This window comes from Collinsella sp. (assembly GCF_052346665.1).
In the GTDB taxonomy this organism is placed as follows: domain Bacteria; phylum Actinomycetota; class Coriobacteriia; order Coriobacteriales; family Coriobacteriaceae; genus Collinsella.
In genome coordinates, this window is sequence record NZ_DAWDUX010000024.1 from 10,620 (window position 1) to 32,869 (window position 22,250).

Genomic DNA, 22,250 nt, shown 5'->3' on the forward strand with positions numbered 1-22,250 from the left:
CCTTTCCCGCGATGACGTGCATGAGCGGGCCTCCCTGCGTGCCGGGGAACACCGCCTTGTCGATGGCGCGGGCGAGCTCCTCGTCATTGGTGAGGATGAATCCGCCGCGCGGACCGCGAAGGGTCTTGTGGCTCGTGGAGGTCACGACGTCCGCATGCGGGAACGGCGAAGGGTGGGCGCCGGTCGCCACCAGGCCGGCGATGTGGGCCATGTCCACCATGAGGCGCGCGCCCACGCCATGGGCGATCGCGGCCATGCGCTCGAAATCGATCACGCGCGGATACGCCGAGGCGCCCGCGACGATGAGCGCAGGGCGCTCGCGCTCAGCCAAGCGCTCAAGATTCTCGTAATCGATGGTCTCCGTCTTGAGGTCCAAGCCGTACGGCACGAAGTTGTACAACTTGCCCGAGAAGTTGACCGGGCTGCCGTGCGTAAGATGCCCGCCCTGGTCGAGGCTCATGCCCAGGATCGTGTCGCCCGGTTCGACGAGGGCGGCGTACGCGGCGAGGTTCGCGTTGGCGCCGCAGTGGGGCTGCACGTTGGCGAACCTGCAGCCGAACAGGGCGCAGGCGCGTTCGCGGGCGAGGTCCTCGACCACGTCGACCTGCTCGCACCCACCGTAGTAGCGATGCGCGGGATAGCCCTCGGCATATTTGTTGGTGAGCACGCTGCCCACCGCCTCGAGCACTGCGGGGCTCGTGAAGTTCTCCGATGCGATGAGCTCGATGGTCCCCCGCTGGCGGGAGAGCTCGTCGGTTATCGCCTGGGCGATGGCCGGGTCGGAATCTGCGAGGTGCGTCATGCGGAACTCGGTCATGGGGGCTCCAATCTTTAAATGACACTTCAATGGCACTGTTTATGCACATGACCTACCGTACCCAAAAGCCCCCGGATGGATACCTCCGCAACGGCAGGCGGCGAAGCCGCAACAAACTGGCAATCAGGCGACCGCCGCGCCACGGGTCCGTGGGAGGCCGATGCCAAATGACCGCCTTGGACAAGAGCTCCCAACACGGAGCAGAGCCCGTCCCGGTTGCATCCGCATATGACAAAAGGCGGCGGCACCGCTCCTCGCGATGCCGCCGCCTCTACAAATCCTACGGTGGACTCACCCGCTATCTCTTACCGCTGGGATGGGGCTATCCAATTCATCGAGCCTGCCGGTGCGTTCCCTCTTCGATCGTCTTACCAACCAACCGGTGGAACTAAAGAACGGCGCGAACGCTCGCTTTTCACATCTAACCGATCTCGGTATCGCAAGCGGCGGGCCCGAAAGCTGCTATATCTTCAAAACCCATCGGACACACCTCCCGTCTCGGTCGCGGTAACGTTGCGACTCTTTTAGTACAACCTGCTTATGCCCCGACGACCATTGGTCTTTCATGAATGAGGCCACTCAACCGCAAACGGTAGCTTTTCATCCGTAGACGGCATACAGAACTGTGCCTCAAACAGATTACTCGATGAGCATCGCATCGCCAAAGCTGAAGAAGCGGTACTCCTCCCGCACGGCCTCCTCGTAGGCGTCTATGACCTGATCGCGCGTGGCAAGGGCCGAGACGAGCATCATGAGCGTGGAGCGCGGCACGTGGAAATTCGTGATGAGCGCATCGACCACATGGAACGTCGACCCCGGCATGAGGTAGAGATTGGTGGTGGCGTCCTCACGCACCGTGATGTCGCCCTTGCCGCACACATCGGCGCCGTCCGCGCAGCCCTCGAAGCCGCGCGCCGTGCACGCGGGGCGGCTCGCGGGCGCCTCGGCGTCCCATGCGCTCTCGAGCGAGCGCACGGCGGTGGTACCCACGGCGATCACGCGGTGACCGGCGGCCTTGGCGGCGTGCACGGCCTCGACGACCTCGGCGGGCACGTGGTAGCGCTCGGTATGCATGACGTGCTCGGTGGGGTCGTCCTCCTCGACCAGGCGGAAGGTGTCGATGCCCACCTCGAGCTCGACCGCAGCCCAGCCGCAGCCCTTGTCCTTGATGCGCTGAATGAGCTCGGGCGTGAAGTGCAGGCCCGCGGTGGGCGCGGCGGCGGAGTGCTCCTCGCTCATGGCATACACGGTCTGGTACTTCTCGGGGTCTCCCTCGTAGCTCGTGATATAAGGCGGCAGCGGGACATGTCCCGCCGCGTGGATGGCCTCGTCGAGCGTGCGCGGCGAGCCGTCCCCGTTCTCGCCTGCGGGCTCGAAGCGCACCAGGCGTCCGCCCTTGGAATCGTCCACGAAATCGATGATCTCGGCGGTGAGCACGACGGGCGCGCCCTCCGGCGCGAGGAGGCCGCCCTCGCGATACTCGACCACGTTGCCGGGCTTGAGGCGCTTGCCGGGGTTCACCAGGCACTCCCACACATGACCGAGCGGGTCGATGTCCTCGCGGCGACGAAGCAGCAGCGTCTCGGCCACACCGCCCGTGGGCTTCTTGCCGATCAGGCGCGCCGGCATGACGCGCGTCTGATTGGCCACCAGTAGGTCCCCGGGTTCCAGGTAATCGAGGATGTCGTAGAAGTGGCGATGTTCCACGGAGCCGCCGTGCTCGAGCGCCACGGCATCGCCCGCGCGGGGCGCGCCGCCCTCGAGCTCGCGGTTGAGCACCAGCAGACGGCAGGAGTCGCGCGGCTCGGCGGGTGCCTGGGCGATCAGCTCGTCGGGAAGGTTGTAATCGAAATCATCGGTGCGCATGGAGTCGCCTTTCGCATGAGAGCCGCGTGGCCAAGGCCGAGCAGTCGGGTTGTCGAACAGCCGTCCATGATAGCGCAGCTCAGTGGGCCTTATCCCTGGGATGCGACGCGCCTCGCCTTCTGCGCTTTTCGTTCATCGCGCAGGCGGGCGCGGTCGAGGGCGGCCTCGGCGGCCGAGAAGCGGCAACCGCAGTAGTTCTGCCGATACATACCCAATTCGCGGGAGCGCCGCGTGGCCTGGGGGTACCAGGGGCGGAAATCGCGGATCACCGGCGTGAGGCCGTGTGCCGCGGCAAGCTTTTCCAGCACGTCGTTGCATGTGTCGAACAGCTGGTACGGCGACACCGCGAGCGTGGTGCCAATATGTGTGAACCCTTCACGCTGTGCCACGCGACACGCTTCCGCGAGGCGCAGGGCGTAGCACGCGCGACAGCGCCGCTCGCGATCGGCGCCCAGGCGCGCGACGGAGGCGTCCCAACGGGCGCGGTCGTCACCGGCCTCGATGAGCGGGATGCCGTTCTCCGCAGCCCAGCGGCGCAGCTCCTCAAGCCGTTTCTCATGCTCGGTCAGCGGCTGGATGTTCGGGTTCGTCCAGCAAATGGTGGGCTCGAAGCCCTCTTCCACAAGCAAACGAACCGGCTCGAGTGAGCACGGGGCGCAGCAGGCATGCAATAGCAGGGCGGTCATGAACGGCGTCCTCCCTCGACAACGGTAAAGCCCCTGTCATCTTCCGAAAGCGAAGCGGGACAACGGCCAGCATCTACTCCATCCGCTCCGGCAGCCCCGGCAGCTCCGGCAACCTCGTCTGCCCTGGCCACTCCGCCTGCTCCGACGCTGCTCTCCGCGGGCGTGCAGAAGGTAGGGCGCGAAATAACGTGATCGATCCCATAGAACGCGACGCCGTACGAGGTGTCCTCGCAATACGCGATGGCGGGATCGTTCCTGATTGCACGCACATAGCCCCAGTCGCCTGAGCAGCCTGTCAAATGTACCGTCACCACAATGACGGTCCACAAGGGCCATCTGAGCCCCATGCCCAAGACCATAAGCAGCAGAGAAACGACGATGCTCGGGGCAAGCGCGATCACCAGGTATTGGTCTCGCGTATACATAATCCCTTCGGCACTCGCGTAAATCATGCCCATCTCCCAGTTGGACCCAAAGGTCACCCGAGAACCTGGTGGAGCAAATTGACTGAAAAAGAACGCGTGCACAAGCTCGTGCAGACCAAGGGAGGCAAGGGGAACCAATACGAGCAGGATCCACCACCACAACTGGAACTTCTGCCCGCCTTCCACCCCCAGGATGCCATTGCCCCAAGAACCGAACATGGCACCAAGCTCGAAAGGCACCACGGGAGCACCCAGGACGCGGTGCAGGGTGCTCATGCCGAGGCCCCAGACCACAGCCGCGGCGATGCCCGCCAGCACCGTAAAGCCCGACGCCCTGCGCATGAAGCGAAGAAACGCATCGTCCTCAAATACGTGTATGTCTCCAATTCTTCTCATGTTCCTAAGTGTAACGCCTCGTGCGGACACCTGTGCGATAATGTGAGGTTACTCCGGGTGGCGACTACTCGACTCCACGTCCACGTCCTCGCCTCACCCGAACGCAAACGCACGCCAACGACTGAGAACACAGCCGAAAGAAGGATAGCCATGACTACACAGCCCACCCGCGCCGATCGTCCCGCCTGGCCCAAGCGCGCCGTCGTCACCGCCGGCATGCCCTACGGCAACAAGGGTCTGCACTTCGGCCACGTGGGCGGCGTGTTCGTGCCCGCCGACTTCTACGCCCGGTTCCTGCGCGACCGCCTGGGTCGCGAGAACGTGATCTTCGTCTCGGGCACCGACTGCTACGGTTCCCCCATCATGGAGGGCTTCCGCAAACGCCGAGAGGCCGACGACTACGAGAAGCACATCTCAGACTACGTGCGCGAGAACCATGACAGCCAGGAAGCCGACCTTGCCAGCTTCGGCGTGTCCTGCGACCTGTACGCCGGCAGCGCGCTGGAGCCCGCCGTGCACATCCACGAGCGCGTGACCAGCGAGATCATCCGTCGCCTACATGAGAAGGGCGCGCTGGAGAAGCGCTCGACCAAGCAGTTCTACGACAGGAAGGCGGGCCAGTTCCTCAACGGCCGCCAAGTGCTCGGCCGCTGCCCCATCCAGGGCTGCAAGTCTGAAAAGGCCTATGCGGACGAGTGCGACCTCGGCCACCAGTTCGAGCCCGAGGAGCTCATCGCCCCCAAGAGCGCCCTCACCGGCGAGGCGCCCGAACTTGTCCCCGTCGACAACCTCTACTTCGACCTTCCCGCGTACCTCGAGTACCTGAAGGGGTACACCGAGCAGCTCGAGCACGACCCCACCGTGCGCTCGGTGGTCTCCAAGACCATGGAGGAGTGGCTCAATCCGGCTCAGCTCTACATCCAGAACAAGTTCCGCGAGGCATTCGACGCCATCGAAGGGGAACTGCCCGCCCACACCGTCATCGAGCCCGAGGGCAACAAGAGCTCCTTCACCGTCGCGTTCCCCAGCTGGCGCGAGCGAGATGAGGCCCATGAGATGCTCAACGCCGGTGGCGTGCGCTTCCGCTCCGGCAAAGCGCTCGTCCCCTTCCGCATTACGGGCAACGTCGAGTGGGGCGTGCCCGTCCCCAACGATTGCGGCTGCACCGACCTCACCTGCTGGGTCTGGCCGGAGAGCCTGTGGGCGCCCATCAGCTTCACCCGCGCGGTGCTCGCGCGCGACGCCGCCAAACTCGAGGCCGGGGGCGTCGACCCCTCCAACCTCGCCGAATGCGCCGTCTCCGATGCCGAGCTCGTGGGCGATGCCCCCGCGATGATCATGGCGGAGCCCGAGTACACGCACGCCAGCCTCGACTGGCGCGATTGGTGGGCGAGCGAGGACGCGCGCGCGTACCAGTTCATCGGCCAGGACAACATCTACTTCTACTGCATCGCGCAATCCGGTATGTGGGAGGCGCTCGACTGGAACATGCAGCAGTCCTGCGTCGCGGCCAACTACCACATCCTCTACATGGGCAAGAAGGCGAGCTCGAGCTCCCAGACCCCGCCCCCGCTGGCCCACGAGATGCTCGAGCACTACACGCCCGAGCAGCTCCGCGCCCACTGGCTGTCACTTGGCCTAGGAGAAAAGCCCGTCAGCTTTAGCCCCAAGGCCTTCGACACGCGCGTGAGCGGCAAGGATAAAGACGGCACCGAGATCCTCGCCTGCAACGATAAGCGCGTGATCGACCCCGTCCTCAAGGAAGGCGCGATGCTCACGGGCGTCTTCAACCGTCTGGCCCGCTCGTGCTTCTACGGTGTCGCGGTGAAAGAGGGCGATGAGGCTTCGTATCGCACCGGCTGCATTCCCGCCGGCACCCCCAGTGACGAGGTCATCGCCGAAACCGAGCAAGCAATTATCGCCTTCGAGCAGGCCATGCACACCTTCGAGCTGCACCACGCCCTCGGCGTGTGCGACGAGTTCCTCCGCGCCGCGAACAAGCGCTGGAGCGACGCGAGCAAGGCGGCGAAGAACGCCGAGGACGATAAACTCATGACGCAAGCACTCGTTGACGCCTTCCACGAGCTGCGCGCCGCCACCGTCCTCATGCACGGCATCGTGCCCTCGGGCTGCGAGAAGATCTGCGAGCACTTTGCCATCGCACCAGAGGTCTTCTTTAGCTGGGAGCACATCTTCGAGACCTGCGACGAGCTCGTAGCCGAGCTGGGCGAACAGGCGGGTACGCACGCCATCAAGGTGTTGCCGCCGCGCTTCGACTTCTTCGAGAAGCACCCGAGCCAGTATTAAACCGTCGAGGTGCGCGCCGCGCCCGTGTCCACACTCGAAAGGACCCCCATGGCATTCACCATACGCCAAACGCTCCCGCAAGACGTCGAGGCGGCCGAGCGCGCCCTCGAGGACGGCAAGGCTGCCCTGGCCGCGCTCGATATCCCACAATGGCAGGGCGAGTATCCGGATCGCATCGATATCGAAGACGATATGGCTCACGGTGCCTCATATGTCGCTGTCGATGAGGGCGGCACAGTGTTGGGCGTCATGGCACTCTCGTTTGACGGCGAGAAGACCTACGACGCCATCGATGGCGCATGGCTGACCGAATCCTCCTCCAACTCCCCCACCTACGGCGTCATCCACCGCTGTGCGGTACGCGCGCAGGCAGCGCACTGCGGCGTCATGACCTCCATGTTTGCCGAGGGTGAATGCATCGCGCGCGAGCACGGCATGAAAAGCCTGCGCATCGACACGCACGAGAGGAACCTCCCGTTGCAGGGGCTTGCAACCAAATGCGGATATACGCGCTGCGGCGTCATCACACTCCCCTATGAGGGCGAAGCCGACCCGCTGCGCATCGCGTTCGAGAAATTGCTATAGCCCATGGCACGCCCCGGCATCCAAAAGCACCTCGATATCGCATCGCTCCTGCAATGCCCCCTCTGCCATGAGCGCCTGCACGCAATAACGTGTTCGCTGCGCTGTGCGCGTGGCCACGACTTTGCGATCTCATCCAAGGGATTTCTCAACCTTATCCCCCAGCAAGGACCCCTCAAGGGGTACGACGAGGCGTTCTTCACCAGTCGTCAACGCGTCATGGAGGCCGAGGTCTATCGCATCCTGAACGAAGCGCTTATTCAGACGCTTGAGAATCTCGACCTGCCTGACGACCCGATTATCATCGATGCGGGGTGCGGGGAGGGCTCGTATCTTAAAGCCATCTCATCGAGATTCTGCGGCACATGCATCGGCATTGATATCGTCAAGGACGCCATCCGCTGCGCCGCTCGTGGCGGTGGTGCCGAGCGCTGGCTTGTGGCAGACCTGGCGAACATGCCGATCCGAAATCATTCCGTCGATGTTGTCCTGAATGTGTTCACGCCGGCAAATTACACCGAATTCCAGCGCATTCTCAAACACGACGGAATGCTCGTAAAAGTCATACCCGGACCAGACCATATGCACGAGCTGCGCGATCTCGCCTGCGATAGACTTGCTCACTCCGCAATGCAGGACCATGGTGTCGCCGAGCACCTGTCCCGCCATATGGAACTGACAACCCGCGCACGCGTAACGCAAACGAGCTACGTTTCACCCGAACTCGCGCGTGACCTCGTTCGCATGAGCCCCGTAACCTTCGGCATGGACCCCGATGAACTCGAGCTCGACAAGCTGACGAACATCACCGTCGATGCCGAAGTCCTCTGCGCCCGTCCACATGGGCAGGAGACGAGGTAGGCCCCAACAACGCAACCTTAGGGGATACAAAAGGCGTTTAGCAGCCCAAACGCCCCTTCCGTCAAGTCGGTTGCTGCCGCCCGGGGTGGCGGGCATACAGTCCCATGCGAGTTCCGCACGAGCCGAAGGCCCCAGTGGGGCCTTCGCGCGAGCAGGACTGTCCGAGCAGGGAACTGTATGCCCGCCACCCCGGGCGGCAGTCCCGCGCATCACTTCTTGGCGTGGCCGTTGCGCCAAATCTCGCGGCCCAAACCGAGGGCCAAAACCAACGCGCTCGTATACCCAAAAAAGCCGATGACGGGAATGCCGAAAATGACCGGCTCGATCTTGGCGTAATAAACCACCGACGAGCCAATGAACAGTCCGGCGATCACAATTGCCATCGACATGCGGTCGACGATGCCGCCCACACGGCGCAGCACCTGCTCACTGCCAAGGACCTGCATGTTCATCTTGAGCTGGCCGCGGGTGAGCATACGCGACGCCAAGCCGAGCTGCTCCGCCATTTCGAGATGACCCTTGAGTGCCCGATAGGAGGCTCCCGCGAGCTCCTCGGCAGCCTCCTGCGCACGACGGTACGAGCTCTTTTCATGTCGAATGTGGTCGGTGATGATCTCGATCATGTTCACATCGGGCATGTACTCGGTGAGCAACCCCTCAAGCGTCACCATGCCACGTGCGAACATCGTCACCACGCTGGGCAATTCCACGTCGTTCTTGCGCGCCAAGCTGATGAGCGACGTGAGGAACTCGCCGATGTCCAGGTCCTTCAAATCCAGACTGGCGAAATCGGCGACGATGAAATCGAGGTCCGTCAAGAAGGTCGAGTGATCGAGCTCCGATGAGTCCCCGCGCGTCACCGCGAAACGCATGAGCGAATCCTTGAGCTTAGGGACGTCACCCGACGCAACGGCGTAGATCATATCCTTGACGATTCCGCGGTCATGGCTCGACATGCGACCGACCATGCCGAGGTCGATGAAGTAGACGACCCCGTCTTTCACGATGATGTTCCCCGCATGGGGGTCCGCATGGAAAAAACCGTCCTCGAGCACCTGCGTGGCGTAATCGTCCACAATGGACGCCCCGACCTTTTCGAGGCTATAGCCCGCCCGGACAAGGAGATCGGGATCGGCGATGGAGATGCCGTCCACATAATCCATGACCACGATGTGCTCGGTGCAGTACGAAAGGTAGGAACGCGGGCAGGATATGGACGACGAACCCTCGTGAAAGCGATGGAAGTCATCGAGGTTGCGGGCCTCCATGAGGAAATTCGTCTCCTCGCGAAACGACTGCCACAACTCCTCGACCACGCCCTTGAGGTCGACGAACTGGTCGGTTTTCACAAAGCGCGACGCATGGCGCACAATCGAACGCATGATGTCGATATCTTGGGCCATCACCTGTTGGGCACCGGGACGCTGCACCTTGATGGCAACGTCTTCGCCAGTCACGAGCGTGGCACGATGCACCTGTGCGAGCGAGGCACTGCCCAGGGGCCTGCGGTCGATATGGGAGAAGATCTCGTTAAGGGGGCGACCGTACTCGGCGACGAGGCAATCATGCACCACGGCAAACGGCACCGGCTCGACATTCGAGCGCAAGCGGCGAAGCTCGTCGCAGTATTCCTGCGGTAGGATCTCCGAGCGATTCGCCAGAATCTGCCCCATCTTGACGAACATGGGGCCAAGGTCCTCGAGCATGCAGCGCAAACGGCGCGGCGTGATATTGTGCCATGCCTCGTATTTCCGCACTATGCCGAGAATCTCGCCAATGCGCTTGCGACGCCCCTCGGAGGAAAGCTTGAATTCCTCCGAGGGGGCCATGGCCTCAGGCTCCTCGGGGAACAGGTCGACCGCACGGGGGGCGCGCCAAGAAGTCCTCAGTGCCTCCTCAACGCCCTCCAGGTTGACCGTGTCGTCGGGACTCAGCGGCATACCCGCCGCCTTGGTCGCAGCGGGCCCGCGGGCATCCCGTTCTTGTTCCACTTCGCTCGCCATATCGGTTTCTCGCCTATTACGCGTCTCGAGCCTCGTCCGCGCCTAGATCGGCTTCGTCGGCGTCGACGACGACAGCGTCCTCGACCTCGACGGTCACCGTATCGTCGTCGACCGAGTCGATGAGGTCACGCACATGCGCCATGAACTCGACGCGCTCGGTCTTGGTCAACAGACGCACGCGAGCGAGAATCAGCTCGTCAAGCACGCGCTCCGCTGCCGTTGCACCCCGCTCGCTCAGACGCTCGGTGACATCGGAGAAGGTGCCGCCGGCCTGCTCGAAAATATCGGACATGGAGCGCGCGAAATCGGGAGTCTCTCTATCATGGCGAACGTGCTCACCGCGCGAGTTAAGGTCGCGCAGCACCTCTTCACCACGGGCGTTCAGATCCTCGAAGATCTCCTTGCCCTTCTCGGCCGTGACGGCGGCGGCGCCAAAACCGACATTGACCATTCCATTAATGAGCTCCTCGAACTTGATAGCCATGAGAGCCTCCTTGCTCCTCTTTTGTGCGCATGGACGCATCCAGATGAATCCCTTGTACCCAAAACACGCCAAAGGGGACAAACCCTTTGGCGTGCGAAAAGCTAACGCTCGTTGTCGGACATCGCGAAACCGTTCTTCATCGCACAGCTCGTGGTATAGAGCACGGTCGCGAGGAGCTTCTCAGTCTCGCCCTTGAGAGTCTCACAAAGGTCCTCATTCGCACGGGCAAGGGAGGCGGGGATATCGGCGTTTGCGAGGTCAGACACGGCTCGGTCTGTCTCGCGAAGCATCCTGTGACCAAGTGCGCCGACCTTCTCTTGGTACGACTCGACCTTGGCGGACGTCTCGTGGAAGCGTGCGTCGGCCAAGGCGGCGATAACGCGATTTGCCCAGTAGAAATTCTCCGTGGTCACACGCTCCGTGGTGTTGGAGAGATACGCGGGGAACTCATCCACATTTGCGTACAGCGCGACCAGGGCATTAAACACGTTCGAACCGAAGGCCATCCATTGGATGCAGCGCAGAGGCTCCGCCACGTACGGACGAATCTGCAAGACAGCAAGCTGGCTATTGCGATTGATGCCGATTGGACGATAGGCGTTGCGGCTCGCAGGAGTTCCCTTGGAACCGTAGCAGTCGTACGGCGTGCCCTGGAAGTGGGCGGAAAGAACGTACTTGACGTCCTCTATAGTGACTTTGCGCTCGGGCACGCGGCTCCACGGAATATCATCCGACTCCGGGCTGAACGGCGCATCCGGACCATCCCAGCCGTCGCGAGGATTGAGGCAGCGTTGCATGTACCAGGCGCGCGGCGTGTTGTAGACATGGTCGGAATCTGAATGGGAGCCAAAAGCCTCGCGTGGATTGAAGATCTCGCCGGAGATCATACCTTCGCGCACGTCGGCGATGAGGTCCATGAGGTCGGCGACGTACTCCTCATAGGCGTCCGCCTCGTCCTCATCCAAGTCTTCGAGATCCTCATCGAAATACTCCTCGTCGAAAATGTCCTCGGGCTCAAGGCGATTCGCGTTCGTGAGGTTCAGGTGGTTCTCGGACATCCACTGGCGAAGGTCGGGGCTGGCCATGTGCTCGACTTGCTCGCCCTCAGCATCGAGAAGATCGAAATAGTCGATACCGAGCTGGTTGGGCATGGTGACGTAGGCGTCATCGGGCACACGCTTGGCGATCCAGTGGTGACCACCAATGGTCTCGAGCCACCAGATCTCATCCTCGTCAGAAAACGCGATACCGTTCATCTCGTAGGTGCCATACTGCTCGAGCAGGGAACCCAGACGCTGCACGCCCTCACGGGCGGTGCGAACGTACGGCAGGACCACGGTGACGAAATCCTCTTCACCCAGGCCACCGGGAACGGCGGGAACGTAGCCTTCCTCGCCCTCGGTGCCCTGAGCGGGGATGTACTCGACAAGTGGATCGGCACCGAGCACGCGCTCGTTACTCGTGATCGTCTCGGTGGCGCTCATGCCCACGTTGGCGGTGTTGAAGCCCGCAGCTGCCCAGATGCCATGTCCCGGAAGCGCATCCGGGACGCTCGAGTAGCGCATCGGATTATCCGGGAGTTCGAAGCTGAGGTGGGAAAGCACACTCGTATACGTCTTGGGCTGCTCCTCGGGATGCACGACCTTCATCTTCTTGGGCTCGAACTGTCCGTTCGGCGAGTCCTCGTTACGTGCGATGATGGTCGAACCGTCGTAGCTCGCGTTTTTGCCGACCAGAATAGTTGTACAAGCCATTAGTCCTCCAAACCATGTTGTAGTTTTGCGGCGAGCACCACATTGCTCATGAGCATGGCGCGCGTCATAGGGCCCACGCCCCCCGGAACGGGGGTGATGGCACCTGCCACGAGCTCGGCGGAGTCGAAATCGACGTCACCGCAGAGCCTGCCGGCATCATCGCGGTCCATACCCACGTCAATGACGGCGGCGCCGGGTTTGATCCACGGCCCCTTGATCATCTTGGGAATGCCGCACGCGGCGACCAAGATGTCGGCGCTCTGGCAAATCCGTGCGAGCTCGCGGGGGTCGGTGTGCGAGTGGGCCACGGAGATGGTGGCGTTCTTAGCGAGCAGCATGAGCGACATGGGCTTGCCAACGATAGACGAGCGGCCCACGATCACGGCGTTCTTGCCCGACGGGTCTATGCCATATGCCTCGAGCATCTCCATGATGCCCGCGGGCGTACAAGGACGCAAGCCGGTAAGACCGCGCACGAGCCTGCCGAGGTTCTCCGGATGAAAGCCGTCGACGTCCTTTTTTGGATCGATTGCGGCGACGACCGCCTCCGCGTCCAAGTGACTCGGCAGCGGCATCTGCACGAGGATGCCGGCGATATCCGGATCGGCGTTGAGGCGCACGACGAGATCCATGAGCTCCTCTTGCGTCGTTTGCTCGGGAAGCTTGAAGTCCCGCGACGGGATGCCGCACTGCTCGCAGTCGCGAAGCTTGGCACGTACGTACGTGGCGGAGCCTTGGTCGTCTCCCACGAGCACCACGGCAAGACCGCAGGCAATCCCCTGCTTGGTCAGGCCCTCAACCTCGGCTGCCGCGCGGTTGCGCACGTCGGCAGCAAGTTTCTTACCATCGATAATCGTCGCCAATGAAGTCGCTTTCTCTTAGATCGAATAATCGGACCGCGCGCATGCCAAGGGGCGCGCGCCAAAAGGGTACGTCCCCCAATGGCATGCGTGCCAAAGGGATACGTCCCCCTTTGGCACGCGTCACCTCATACATCCACTAGAACAGGCCGGAAATCACGCCGTTGTCGTCAACATCGATATTCTCGGCTGCAGGGACCTTGGGCAGGCCGGGCATGGTGAGGACATTGCCCGTAAGCGCCACGACGAAATGCGCACCGGCGCTCACCTTGAGCTCGCGCACCGTAATGCGGAAGCCCTCAGGCGCGCCGAGGATCGCCGCCTGATCGGTGAAGGAATACTGGGTCTTGGCCACGCACACCGGCAGGTTGCCGAAGCCGTTGTCGCGCAGTTCCGCGAGCTGGCGCTTGGCAGCGGGCGTGAAGTCAACGCCGTCGGCATGGTAGACCTTGGTGGCGATCGCCTCGAGGGCACCGGCGACATCGGCGCCATCCTCGTAGGCGAAGCGGAACTCGCTCGGCTCCTCGACCAGGCGCAGCACCTCGTCGGCGAGATCGAGGGCACCCTCGCCGCCCTTGGCCCACACCTCGGACAGGCGAACGTTCACACCGAGCTTCTCGCACTCCTCCGCGATGAGCGCGAGCTCCGCCTCGGTGTCGGACGGGAAGCGGTTGATGGCGACCACGCAGGGCAGCCCATAGACGTTCTGGATGTTGTCGACGTGACGCAGCAGGTTGGGCATACCGGCGCTCAGGGCATCGAGATTCTCGGTGTTGAGGTCGGCCTTGGCAACGCCGCCGTTGTACTTGAGGGCACGCGCAGTGGCAACCACCACAACGGCACTCGGACGAATGCCCGTCATGCGACACTTGATGTCGAGGAACTTCTCGGCGCCAAGATCGGCGCCAAAGCCCGCCTCGGTAATGGCGATATCGCCGAAGCGCATGGCCATGCGGGTGGCCATCACGGAGTTGCAACCGTGCGCGATGTTGGCAAACGGACCACCATGGACGAACGCGGGCGTGTGCTCGAGCGTCTGCACGAGGTTGGGTTTGAGCGCGTCCTTGAGCAGGGCCGCCATGGCACCCTGAGCCTTGAGCTGGCTGGCTCGCACGGGCTCGCCGGTATAGGTGTAGCCCACCACAATCTCGCCCAGGCGCTGCTTGAGGTCGGAGATGGAGGTGGACAGGCACAGAATCGCCATGACCTCGGACGCGACGGTGATATCGAAACCATCCTCACGCGGGACGCCCTGGGCCTTGCCGCCCAGACCGTCGATCACGTGGCGGAGCTGGCGGTCGTTCATGTCGACCGCGCGTTTCCAGGTGATGCGCTTGACGTCGATGCCGAGGGCGTTGCCCTGCTGGATGTGGTTGTCGAGCATGGCGGCGAGCAGGTTGTTGGCCGCGCCGATGGCGTGGAAGTCGCCCGTGAAGTGCAGGTTGATGTCCTCCATGGGAACGACCTGCGCGTAACCGCCGCCGGCGGCACCGCCCTTCACGCCGAACACGGGGCCGAGCGAGGGCTCTCGCAGGGCCACGGCGCTCTTGACGCCGCGACGGCGCAGGGCATCGGCCAGGCCGATGGTCGTGGTGGTCTTGCCCTCGCCCGCGGGCGTGGGGTTGATGGCGGTCACGAGCACGAGCTTGGCCTCGTGGTCGGAAGGCTCGTTCAGCAGCGAATAGTCGACCTTTGCCTTGTCGAAGCCGTACGGGATGAGGTGCTTAGGATCCACCCCAGCGGCCTCGGCGACCTGCTGGATGGGCCACGGTTCAACGGAATGGGCAATCTCGATGTCGGTCAACATGGCAAGGTCCCTTCTGCACGAGGAATAACTTGTTCAGCATAGCACGGGCATGAAGCTCAGAAGCGTCACAAGGCAATCGTCTCCAGGCCCAGATGCTCAAAGGCAACGGGCGTTGCCATGCGTCCCTGCGGAGTGCGGACAATCAGGCCGCATTGCAGCAGATAAGGCTCATAGACGTCCTCAAGCGTGTTGGCGTCCTCTCCCGTGGCACTCGCCAAAGTGGACAAGCCCACGGCACGACCGCGAAACGTTTTGCAGAGCATCTCGAGAATGCGGATGTCCATCCAGTCGAGACCGAGCTCGTCAATCTCGAAAAACGCCATGGCCTCTTGCGCAATAGCGAGGTCGATGCTCCCGCCTCCCCGCACCTGAGCGTAATCGCGCACGCGCTTGAGCAGGCGATTCGCCAAGCGCGGCGTGCCGCGGGAGCGTGAGGCGATCTCCTTTGCGGACTCACGGTCGATATCCACGGACAAGATGGACGCGGAGCGACACACGATATCGGCAAGATCCTCGATGCCGTAGTAATCGAGCCTGAACGAAATGCCAAAACGGTCGCGAAGGGGACCCGTGAGCATGCCCGAACGCGTAGTGGCGCCCACGAGGGTGAAATGCGGGATGTCCAGACGAATGGACCGAGCTGCCGGACCTTTGCCAATCACGATATCGAGGGAGAAGTCTTCCATCGCCGGATACAAGATCTCCTCGACCTGACGGTTAAGGCGATGGATCTCGTCGATGAACAGCACGTCACCCGGCTGCAGGTTGGTGAGGATCGCCGCAAGATCGCCCGTACGGGCGATGGCGGGACCGGAAGTCGTTTTGATTTGCGCGCCCATCTCATTCGCGACGACCGCCGCCAACGTGGTCTTTCCCAAGCCGGGGGGTCCAGAGAATATCACGTGGTCAAGACTCTCACCGCGTGTTTGAGCCGCCTCGATGAGGATCTTCAGGCTCTGTTTGATGTGCTCCTGCCCGCAATAGTCATCGAGACGCTGCGGACGCAGGCTGCGCTCGACATCGAGATCATCGGAGGTGAGCTCACCCGTCACGAAGCGCTCGCCCTCCCCATGGGAGCCCCGCGCCGCCGGCGTGTCGGCCCATAGATCGGTCGATTCATCCACTTCCCACATCATGCATCCATTCCAAGGCGTTTGAGCGCCGCGGCCAGCAGATCCTCGACGCGTATATCCCTGCCATCATACCCGCCTAACGCCAAGGAGACTTCCGAAGGCGTAAAGCCCATGGATAGAAGTGCAGAGGTGGCGTCGTCCACGGGCGAAGTAGCCGCCGGGGAGACGAGCTCGAGTGGAAGCGAGACGGATCCGGGCGCCTCTGAGCCGGCGAGGCTACGGTCTTTGGAGAACACGCCCTTGAGCTCGAGAATCAGTCGTTGCGCGGTCTTTTTCCCCACGCCGGGCACCGTCGCCATGCCCTTGTCGTCCTCGGTCATGACCAGTGTGTACAACTGCGGAACGCTGAATTTGGAGAGCACGGCGAGCGCGAGCTTGGCACCCACGCCGCTCACCGCGACGAGCCTGTCGAACATCGTCCGCTCGTCCTTGGAGGCGAAACCGAAGAGCGTGCAGGAATCTTCGCGCACGACCATGCGCGTGTACATACGAACGTCCCCGCCCACCCCAGGCAGAGCCGCGGCGGTCGTACCGGAAATGCCGAGTTCGAATCCCACGCCGTTGACATCGATGACAACCATGCTCGGCGTGGCCTCGAGCACGCTGCCGTGAAGTTGGGAGATCATGCGTACGGGTTTCCCTTCTGTTGAGCGAACACACCGCCGGTCAGCACTTGGGTGCGCTGCAGGTGCGCATGGCACACGGCGCACGCGAGCGCATCGGCGGCGTGATCGGGCTTGGGGTCGTGATCGAGGTGCAATAGCGTGCGAACCATGTAGGTCACCTGTGCTTTATCTGCCGATCCAGTGCCAACCACCGCCTGTTTGATTTGCATAGGGGTGTACTCCCCCACCTCAACCCCGCAAAGCGAGCAGGCCACGAGGGCGGCACCGCGTGCATGGGCGGTCGGGATGGCGGAACGGACGTTGGCCCCGAAGTATATTCCCTCAACAGCCGCCTGCTGGGGGTGATAACGGTCGACAACGGCCGTCAGCTCATCGGCGATGCGACGGAGGCGGGCTGCCAAATCCGACCCGGAAGAGGTCTCGATGCAGCCATAGGCACGACACCGCACCTCACCTCGGCGCTCCTCGATGATGCCCCAGCCGGTATTCGCCAAGCCCGGATCGATCCCCAAGATGACCATGCGCCCCCTCCCGCTGTTCGAACGTTTGTTCTACTATAACATGAGCAGACACGGCAGTACGCTAAAAACTCGCGCGGCCTCAGTTCAAGGAGAAGAAGCTGAACCCACTGGCGGGCGGCGCGGCAGGCCCTTCGGAACCCTCTCCGGATTCCGCCATACGCCGGAATAACTCGCGCAGATTGCCCTCCATTTCACGCAGCTCTTCGCGCATGCGTTCCTGACTTTCCTCACTCATGAGCTCTGCCTGTTGCTCGGGCGTGAGCCCCAACATCTCGCCGAGCATTCCGAGAATCTCGCCACGCGCTTGCTCGCTACGCTCCGAACCCTTGCGCTCCATGCGACGGTACTCCGCTTCGGCAAGATCTGAGGCGCGCAGGCGCTCCTCACCACGCGTACCCATATCGGACCAGGCGAGTTGCACAGGCCAAAGTCGTTCGGCGAACCCACGTGCCGAGACGATGGGCGCAGAAGGCAGCATCCGGCGACCGGCCTCATTGCGGCGCACGAGCATGAGCAGCAAAGCAGCCGCCTCGGGAGAAATCGTTGACAGGGGTAGGGAATCGATGGCAGCGTTGCGATCGACGTGCGCCTCGAGCGTCGCGTCGATTTGAGCCGGATCGATCGACTCCAACAGATGACGGGCACGCTGCTCAAGCGACTCGTCCACGTTGAGCTGGCCGATCGCGTCGCGCACGATTGCGGCTTGGGCACGAAAGACCGCCTCGGACCCCATCAGCCGATCGGGAAGTGCGGATGAGACCCGCGCATGGGATTTGGCGATCCACTCGAGCGCGGAGAGATATACGTCGCCAAAAGGCGCGAGGCAACATGGTTGAAGCGTTGCGAGCGTGTTCGCGCGCAGGGCGTAATCGGTCTTGGTGAAGGGAGCGAGCACGAGGGCAGAGAGCTCACGGGCCGTATCCACCAACAAAAGGGCGTCGATGCCGCGGCGCATGCCCAAGTCGTCAGGAGCCGGAACGTCACGATCGACAAGAAGCGTCGCGCTCGGGGCGGTCCGTTCGAGAAGGCGCATGTGGAGTCCCGTGGCGACCTCGCGCGCAAGGGCAGAGCGCTCGGCTTCGGCCACCTCCTGTGCAGAGGTCAGGGCGTCTTCATGGCCAACAAGCAAGCCGAGGACGTTGCGCGGCCCCAGCGCATCGACCGCCAAAACGGCGAGCAGGCTACTCGGAAGATCGCCGGCAAGAGGCACGATCACGCGTCCAAACCCATGGGCGGCGACGGCGTCGCGCACATGCAGGCGAAGGGCCTCCCACAACCAGATCTCCCGGCGGTACATGGGTAAATCGTGCAGTGCCACCGCATCCACCATCACCCCGCGCCGCACCTCCTGGACAAGGAGGGCCTCCTCAAAACAGGGGGCCTGCGCGACCACACGGCCACCGTCATCCATGACGAAGGAACCGCCTGTGTACACGGCGTCATCATAGCCACCCAAGGGCTCCATGCAGGCGAACCAAACACCCGCCCGCTCGACCTCGGAACGAAAACCGCCCTGCGACACCGAGGCGACGGCCGTGGTTGATGGATCGGTCATGTCAAAGCCATTCACCGGGAAGAAGATGACCATATCGCACCCGTTTGGAATGGAATCGAGGTCGCGCGCGGCATCGAAGGTGGCAGCTATCCTCGTGCCGGCAACTTCGAAGATCGGGGGGCTCCATGGCGATACGGGCAGAATCTCCTGATGCCGTACCATCGTGAGGCGCAAGGGAACGACGCGGCCCTTCCTCAGCATGAAAATCTCGAACAGCTGACCCGACTCGAGTGCGAGAACGGCGGGCGCCAGGCACGCCATTCCCAAGTCGTCGGCGACGCGGGCGAGGCGTTGCAGGACGCATAGCAGATCGTGCTCGAAGTCAGCGCTCTCGACGAGTGTGCCAGGCGTGACGCCGCAAAAGAGCGGCGAAGGCAGGCAGAGCAGGTCCGCGCCCGCCTCATGGGCGATGGCGAGCTGTTGCTCAACGCGCGCGCAGATGCCATCCAAGTCGCCGAGACGAGCGTGTATCTGCGCAAGTGCGAGTTTCATCTGCGAAATCCATCTTTCTTGTTCGTGAGTTCCCCGACTGCGTGTCGGGACATTGCATGCAACCGAGTATACCCTCTTGGAAGTTCGCAGCCGCACGACAAAGGACCTGGCCCCCACAGTGCCCCCATCCGACGGACGGCGATGCACCATGAGGGCCAGGCCCCTGCATCAGACTGACGACTAAGAGAGCGAGTCCTTAGAACTCGGCCTTCCACAGGCCGTGAAGGTTGCAATAGGCGTAAGCGATACCGGTCTTGGCCCCGCCGGCGAAGAAGGTGGTGGGAGCCTGGCCGGGCTTGAGGTAGTGAACCTCCAAGCGACCGGCGGCCTCGAGCGCAATCCACTCGATGTAGTGCTCGGCCTCCATGGGATGCTCGACCTCGCCCACGGTCACGTTAAGGACATGGCCCTCACGCTGCACATCGATTACAGGGACGTGCTTCTCAGTGGCGGCGTCCACCGAGTTCGCGACGACCTCGGCATACCCCGCGGGCGCGACCATGTCGGCATCGATGGCGGCGAGGAACTTGCCCGTCTCATCATTCTTGAAAAACGTTGCCATATCAGTAGATCCTTTCAGACTTCGTTGCAGATGCAATCAAAGGATAGTATGCCCAAATATGCTCCAACGTAACGCGTCGTCCCGTGAGTGCGGGGCATATCGTCCCGCACCCCCGGGACAATCAACTCAGAATAGAGGTGCGAACGCATCGAAAGCGCAGGCCGCCGGAGTCCGGGACTAGATCACCGTTACGCGGCCCTTGTTGCCCACGATGCCCTTGACCTCGGCAATAAGCGGAATCGAGCGCGCATTGACTCTCGTGGGAATCTCGGCCCGCATGGTCTGCCCGTCGCCCTGCTCGATGAAGAGCTCGACGCGGTCTCCACCGGGATTGGTGCTCAGCACTGTCGCCAAACGCGCCATGTTGGACTGCGAGAACCGGGCACTCGGAATCATGATCTCGAACACCTTGGGACGATTGCTCTCGTCGTTCAGCACGAGCGGCTCGATCTCCTGCGCGATGATTTGATCGCCGCGGTCGGAGCGTTCGAGCTTACCCTTCACACGAATGAAGGCGTCGGAGAGCTGCGCTCCCGTCTCAGGGTCCACCTCGCCGTAGAGATACCCTTCGCATTGCTTGTACGTCTTGGGGAAGATGACGACCGTCGCCTCACCCTCCATGTCCTCGAGCTGAACAATCGCCATGGGGTCGCCGTTCTTGGTCACACGCTTGCCCACGCTCGACACCATGCCCGCCCACCAGTACGGTTTACCCTCGGGAATCTCCTGGTTCACGGCGTTGCCCGTGGGGCCCATGGTCTCAAAACCCGTGTCGATCTGCGAAAGGGTGAACTCGCGCGCCTTCGCCAACGCGTACTCGTACGGACGCAGCGGATGGTCGGAAACGTAGATGCCCAAGACTTCCCTCTCGAAAGAGAGCTTCATGTGGCGGTCCCACTCCTGTCCGTCGGGCTCTGGGACGATGACCTCGAAGCCCGACCCCTCGACGTCACCGAAGACATCGAACAGCGACGTCTGACCCGCCGCGCGGTCCTTTTGGCGCTTCACCGCGGCGTCAATGATGTTCTCGGGGTTCTCGCGGTCGACGAAGTGCATGAGCTGACGGCGCGGATACCCCGTCGAATCGAAGGCGCCGCCCTTGATGAGGGCCTCGATCACGCGGCGATTCGCCTGGCTCGAATCCACGCGCTCGACGAAATCGTGCAGGTTCTTGAAAGGTCCACCCTTCTCGCGCTCGGCGATGATCGCCTCGGTCACACCCTCGCCCACGCCGCGGATGCCCGCGAGGCCAAAGCGCACTCCCTCGGCGGTCGCCGTGAACTCGGTGCCGGATTCGTTGATGTCCGGAGGCAGGACCGCGATGCCGTCGTGGCGACACGCCGAGACGTAATGCACAATCTTGTCGGTCTTGCCGGTGTAGGAGGTGAGCACCGCCGCCATGTACTCGTTGGGGTAATGGGCCTTGAGCCAGGCGGTTTGCATGACGAGGATGGCATAGCCCGCGGAGTGGGACTTGTTGAACGCGTAGGACGCGAACTCAAGGACGTCGTCCCAGATCTTTTGGGCCGTCTCTCGTTTGTAATCGTTGCGCACCGCGCCGTTCATCCAGTGGTCGTAGATGGTCTCCTCCTCGCCATCGGACCACTTGAACACCTGGTCGGTGAGCATCTTGATCTTCTTTTTGGCCACGGGTTTACGGATACGGGAGTCACTCTCGCCCTTGGAGAAGCCGCACATCTCGACCGAGATGAGCATGACCTGCTCCTGGTAGACCATCGTGCCGTAGGTCTCGCCCAAGATGCCGTCAAGGCGAGGGTCGTAGGAGACCGCCGCCTCCTTGCCGTTCATGCGGTTGATGTAGCTCGCGACCATGCCCGCGCCCAGAGGGCCCGGGCGGTACAGGGCGATTAGAGCGACCACGTGCTTGTACTCGGTCGGCTTCATGTTCTTGATGGTCGCGGTCATGCCCGCGGACTCGACCTGGAACACGCCGGCGGTGCGGCCCGCGCACATGAGCTCGAAGATCTTGGGGTCGTCGAAGGGAATGGCGTCCACGTCGATGTCGATGCCGAAGTTCTTCTTGATGTTGGCCTTGGCCTTGGAGATGACCGTGAGGGTGCGCAGGCCCAGGAAGTCCATCTTGAGCAGGCCCATGTCCGCAACCGTATGGCCCTCGTACTGGGTGATCTCCACACCGCCCTTGGTATCGAGCTTGGTGGGCACGTGCTCGTTCACCGCGTCGCGGCAGATGAGCACCGCGCATGCATGAACGCCCTCGCCGCGCGTGAGGCCCTCGATGGACAGCGCCGTGTCGATGATGCGGCGGGCGTCCTCGTCCTTCTGATACGCCTCGACGAAATCCGGGCTGTACAGGTCCTCTTTGCCAGGTTGCTTCTCAAGCACCTGCTTGAGCTTGACGCCGGGATCGCTCGACACCATCTTGGACAGGCGTTGGCCCATATAGACCGGGTAGTCGAGCACGCGCGCAGCGTCGTTGATGGCCTGCTTTGCCTTGATGGTCGAGTACGTAATGACGTGGGTGACCTTCTCGG

General features: G+C 62.7%; 18 protein-coding genes. 3 read left to right on the forward strand and 15 right to left on the reverse strand.

Annotation, left to right across the window (positions count from 1 at the left end; all coding sequences use genetic code 11):
* The 4 genes from glyA to ACT8II_RS05810 all read right to left on the reverse strand — a co-directional run.
* Positions 1–817 (reverse strand): serine hydroxymethyltransferase (gene glyA, locus ACT8II_RS05795; RefSeq protein ID WP_443813299.1); only part of this gene is annotated, 817 nt, incomplete at its 3' end.
* A 639-nt stretch (positions 818–1,456) separates the two neighbouring features.
* Complete coding sequence (queA, locus tag ACT8II_RS05800; protein ID WP_304292507.1) at positions 1,457–2,683, reverse strand: tRNA preQ1(34) S-adenosylmethionine ribosyltransferase-isomerase QueA; 1,227 nt, start codon at positions 2,681–2,683, stop codon at positions 1,457–1,459.
* An 89-nt stretch (positions 2,684–2,772) separates the two neighbouring features.
* The gene (locus tag ACT8II_RS05805; protein ID WP_304292508.1) at positions 2,773–3,369 is read right to left on the reverse strand and encodes an epoxyqueuosine reductase QueH; all 597 of its coding nucleotides are present in this window, start codon (positions 3,367–3,369) and stop codon (positions 2,773–2,775) included.
* Positions 3,366–4,190: a DUF3267 domain-containing protein gene (locus tag ACT8II_RS05810; protein WP_443813300.1), complete on the reverse strand. Its 825-nt coding sequence runs from the start codon at positions 4,188–4,190 to the stop codon at positions 3,366–3,368. Before ACT8II_RS05810 ends, ACT8II_RS05805 begins: the two co-directional genes overlap by 4 nt.
* Before the next feature lie 150 nt (positions 4,191–4,340).
* Here ACT8II_RS05810 and ACT8II_RS05815 point away from each other — a divergent pair, with 150 nt between their 5' ends.
* The 3 genes from ACT8II_RS05815 to ACT8II_RS05825 are packed head-to-tail and all read left to right on the forward strand — an operon-like array spanning position 4,341 to position 7,940.
* Positions 4,341–6,497, forward strand: a complete 2,157-nt coding sequence (locus ACT8II_RS05815; RefSeq protein ID WP_443813302.1) for a methionine--tRNA ligase — start codon at positions 4,341–4,343, stop codon at positions 6,495–6,497.
* A 48-nt stretch (positions 6,498–6,545) separates the two neighbouring features.
* Positions 6,546–7,082 (forward strand): GNAT family N-acetyltransferase, encoded by a 537-nt coding sequence (locus tag ACT8II_RS05820; protein ID WP_118653085.1) that lies wholly within the window; start codon positions 6,546–6,548, stop codon positions 7,080–7,082.
* Between the two features lie 3 nt (positions 7,083–7,085).
* On the forward strand, positions 7,086–7,940 hold the full coding sequence (locus tag ACT8II_RS05825; protein ID WP_294159781.1) for a methyltransferase domain-containing protein: 855 nt from the start codon (positions 7,086–7,088) through the stop codon (positions 7,938–7,940).
* Between the two features lie 209 nt (positions 7,941–8,149).
* Here ACT8II_RS05825 and ACT8II_RS05830 read toward each other — a convergent pair whose 3' ends face one another.
* From ACT8II_RS05830 to dnaE, 11 genes are all read right to left on the reverse strand, one after another.
* On the reverse strand, positions 8,150–9,880 hold the full coding sequence (locus ACT8II_RS05830) for an ABC1 kinase family protein (RefSeq protein ID WP_443813305.1): 1,731 nt from the start codon (positions 9,878–9,880) through the stop codon (positions 8,150–8,152).
* Positions 9,881–9,959: 79 nt separating this feature from the next.
* Complete coding sequence (locus ACT8II_RS05835; protein ID WP_118653079.1) at positions 9,960–10,427, reverse strand: hypothetical protein; 468 nt, start codon at positions 10,425–10,427, stop codon at positions 9,960–9,962.
* A gap of 101 nt (positions 10,428–10,528) precedes the next feature.
* The gene (locus ACT8II_RS05840; RefSeq protein WP_294122771.1) at positions 10,529–12,181 is read right to left on the reverse strand and encodes a C69 family dipeptidase; all 1,653 of its coding nucleotides are present in this window, start codon (positions 12,179–12,181) and stop codon (positions 10,529–10,531) included.
* The gene (gene folD / locus ACT8II_RS05845; RefSeq protein WP_294122769.1) at positions 12,181–13,044 is read right to left on the reverse strand and encodes a bifunctional methylenetetrahydrofolate dehydrogenase/methenyltetrahydrofolate cyclohydrolase FolD; all 864 of its coding nucleotides are present in this window, start codon (positions 13,042–13,044) and stop codon (positions 12,181–12,183) included. Before folD ends, ACT8II_RS05840 begins: the two co-directional genes overlap by 1 nt.
* 136 nt (positions 13,045–13,180) lie before the next feature.
* Complete coding sequence (locus ACT8II_RS05850) at positions 13,181–14,848, reverse strand: formate--tetrahydrofolate ligase (protein ID WP_294122767.1); 1,668 nt, start codon at positions 14,846–14,848, stop codon at positions 13,181–13,183.
* A gap of 65 nt (positions 14,849–14,913) precedes the next feature.
* On the reverse strand, positions 14,914–15,981 hold the full coding sequence (ruvB, locus tag ACT8II_RS05855) for a Holliday junction branch migration DNA helicase RuvB (protein WP_294122818.1): 1,068 nt from the start codon (positions 15,979–15,981) through the stop codon (positions 14,914–14,916).
* A complete protein-coding gene (ruvA, locus tag ACT8II_RS05860; protein WP_443813308.1) occupies positions 15,981–16,607 on the reverse strand; it encodes a Holliday junction branch migration protein RuvA in 627 nt (208 codons plus the stop codon). The genes ruvB and ruvA overlap by 1 nt, the downstream gene beginning before the upstream one ends.
* The gene (gene ruvC / locus ACT8II_RS05865) at positions 16,604–17,128 is read right to left on the reverse strand and encodes a crossover junction endodeoxyribonuclease RuvC (protein ID WP_118653069.1); all 525 of its coding nucleotides are present in this window, start codon (positions 17,126–17,128) and stop codon (positions 16,604–16,606) included. Before ruvC ends, ruvA begins: the two co-directional genes overlap by 4 nt.
* Before the next feature lie 79 nt (positions 17,129–17,207).
* Entirely contained in the window at positions 17,208–19,175 is a 1,968-nt protein-coding gene (locus ACT8II_RS05870; RefSeq protein WP_443813310.1) for a hypothetical protein, read from the reverse strand.
* A 196-nt stretch (positions 19,176–19,371) separates the two neighbouring features.
* The gene (locus ACT8II_RS05875) at positions 19,372–19,737 is read right to left on the reverse strand and encodes a desulfoferrodoxin family protein (RefSeq protein WP_118653065.1); all 366 of its coding nucleotides are present in this window, start codon (positions 19,735–19,737) and stop codon (positions 19,372–19,374) included.
* A gap of 177 nt (positions 19,738–19,914) precedes the next feature.
* Positions 19,915–22,250 (reverse strand): DNA polymerase III subunit alpha (dnaE, locus tag ACT8II_RS05880; RefSeq protein WP_443813312.1); only part of this gene is annotated, 2,336 nt, incomplete at its 5' end.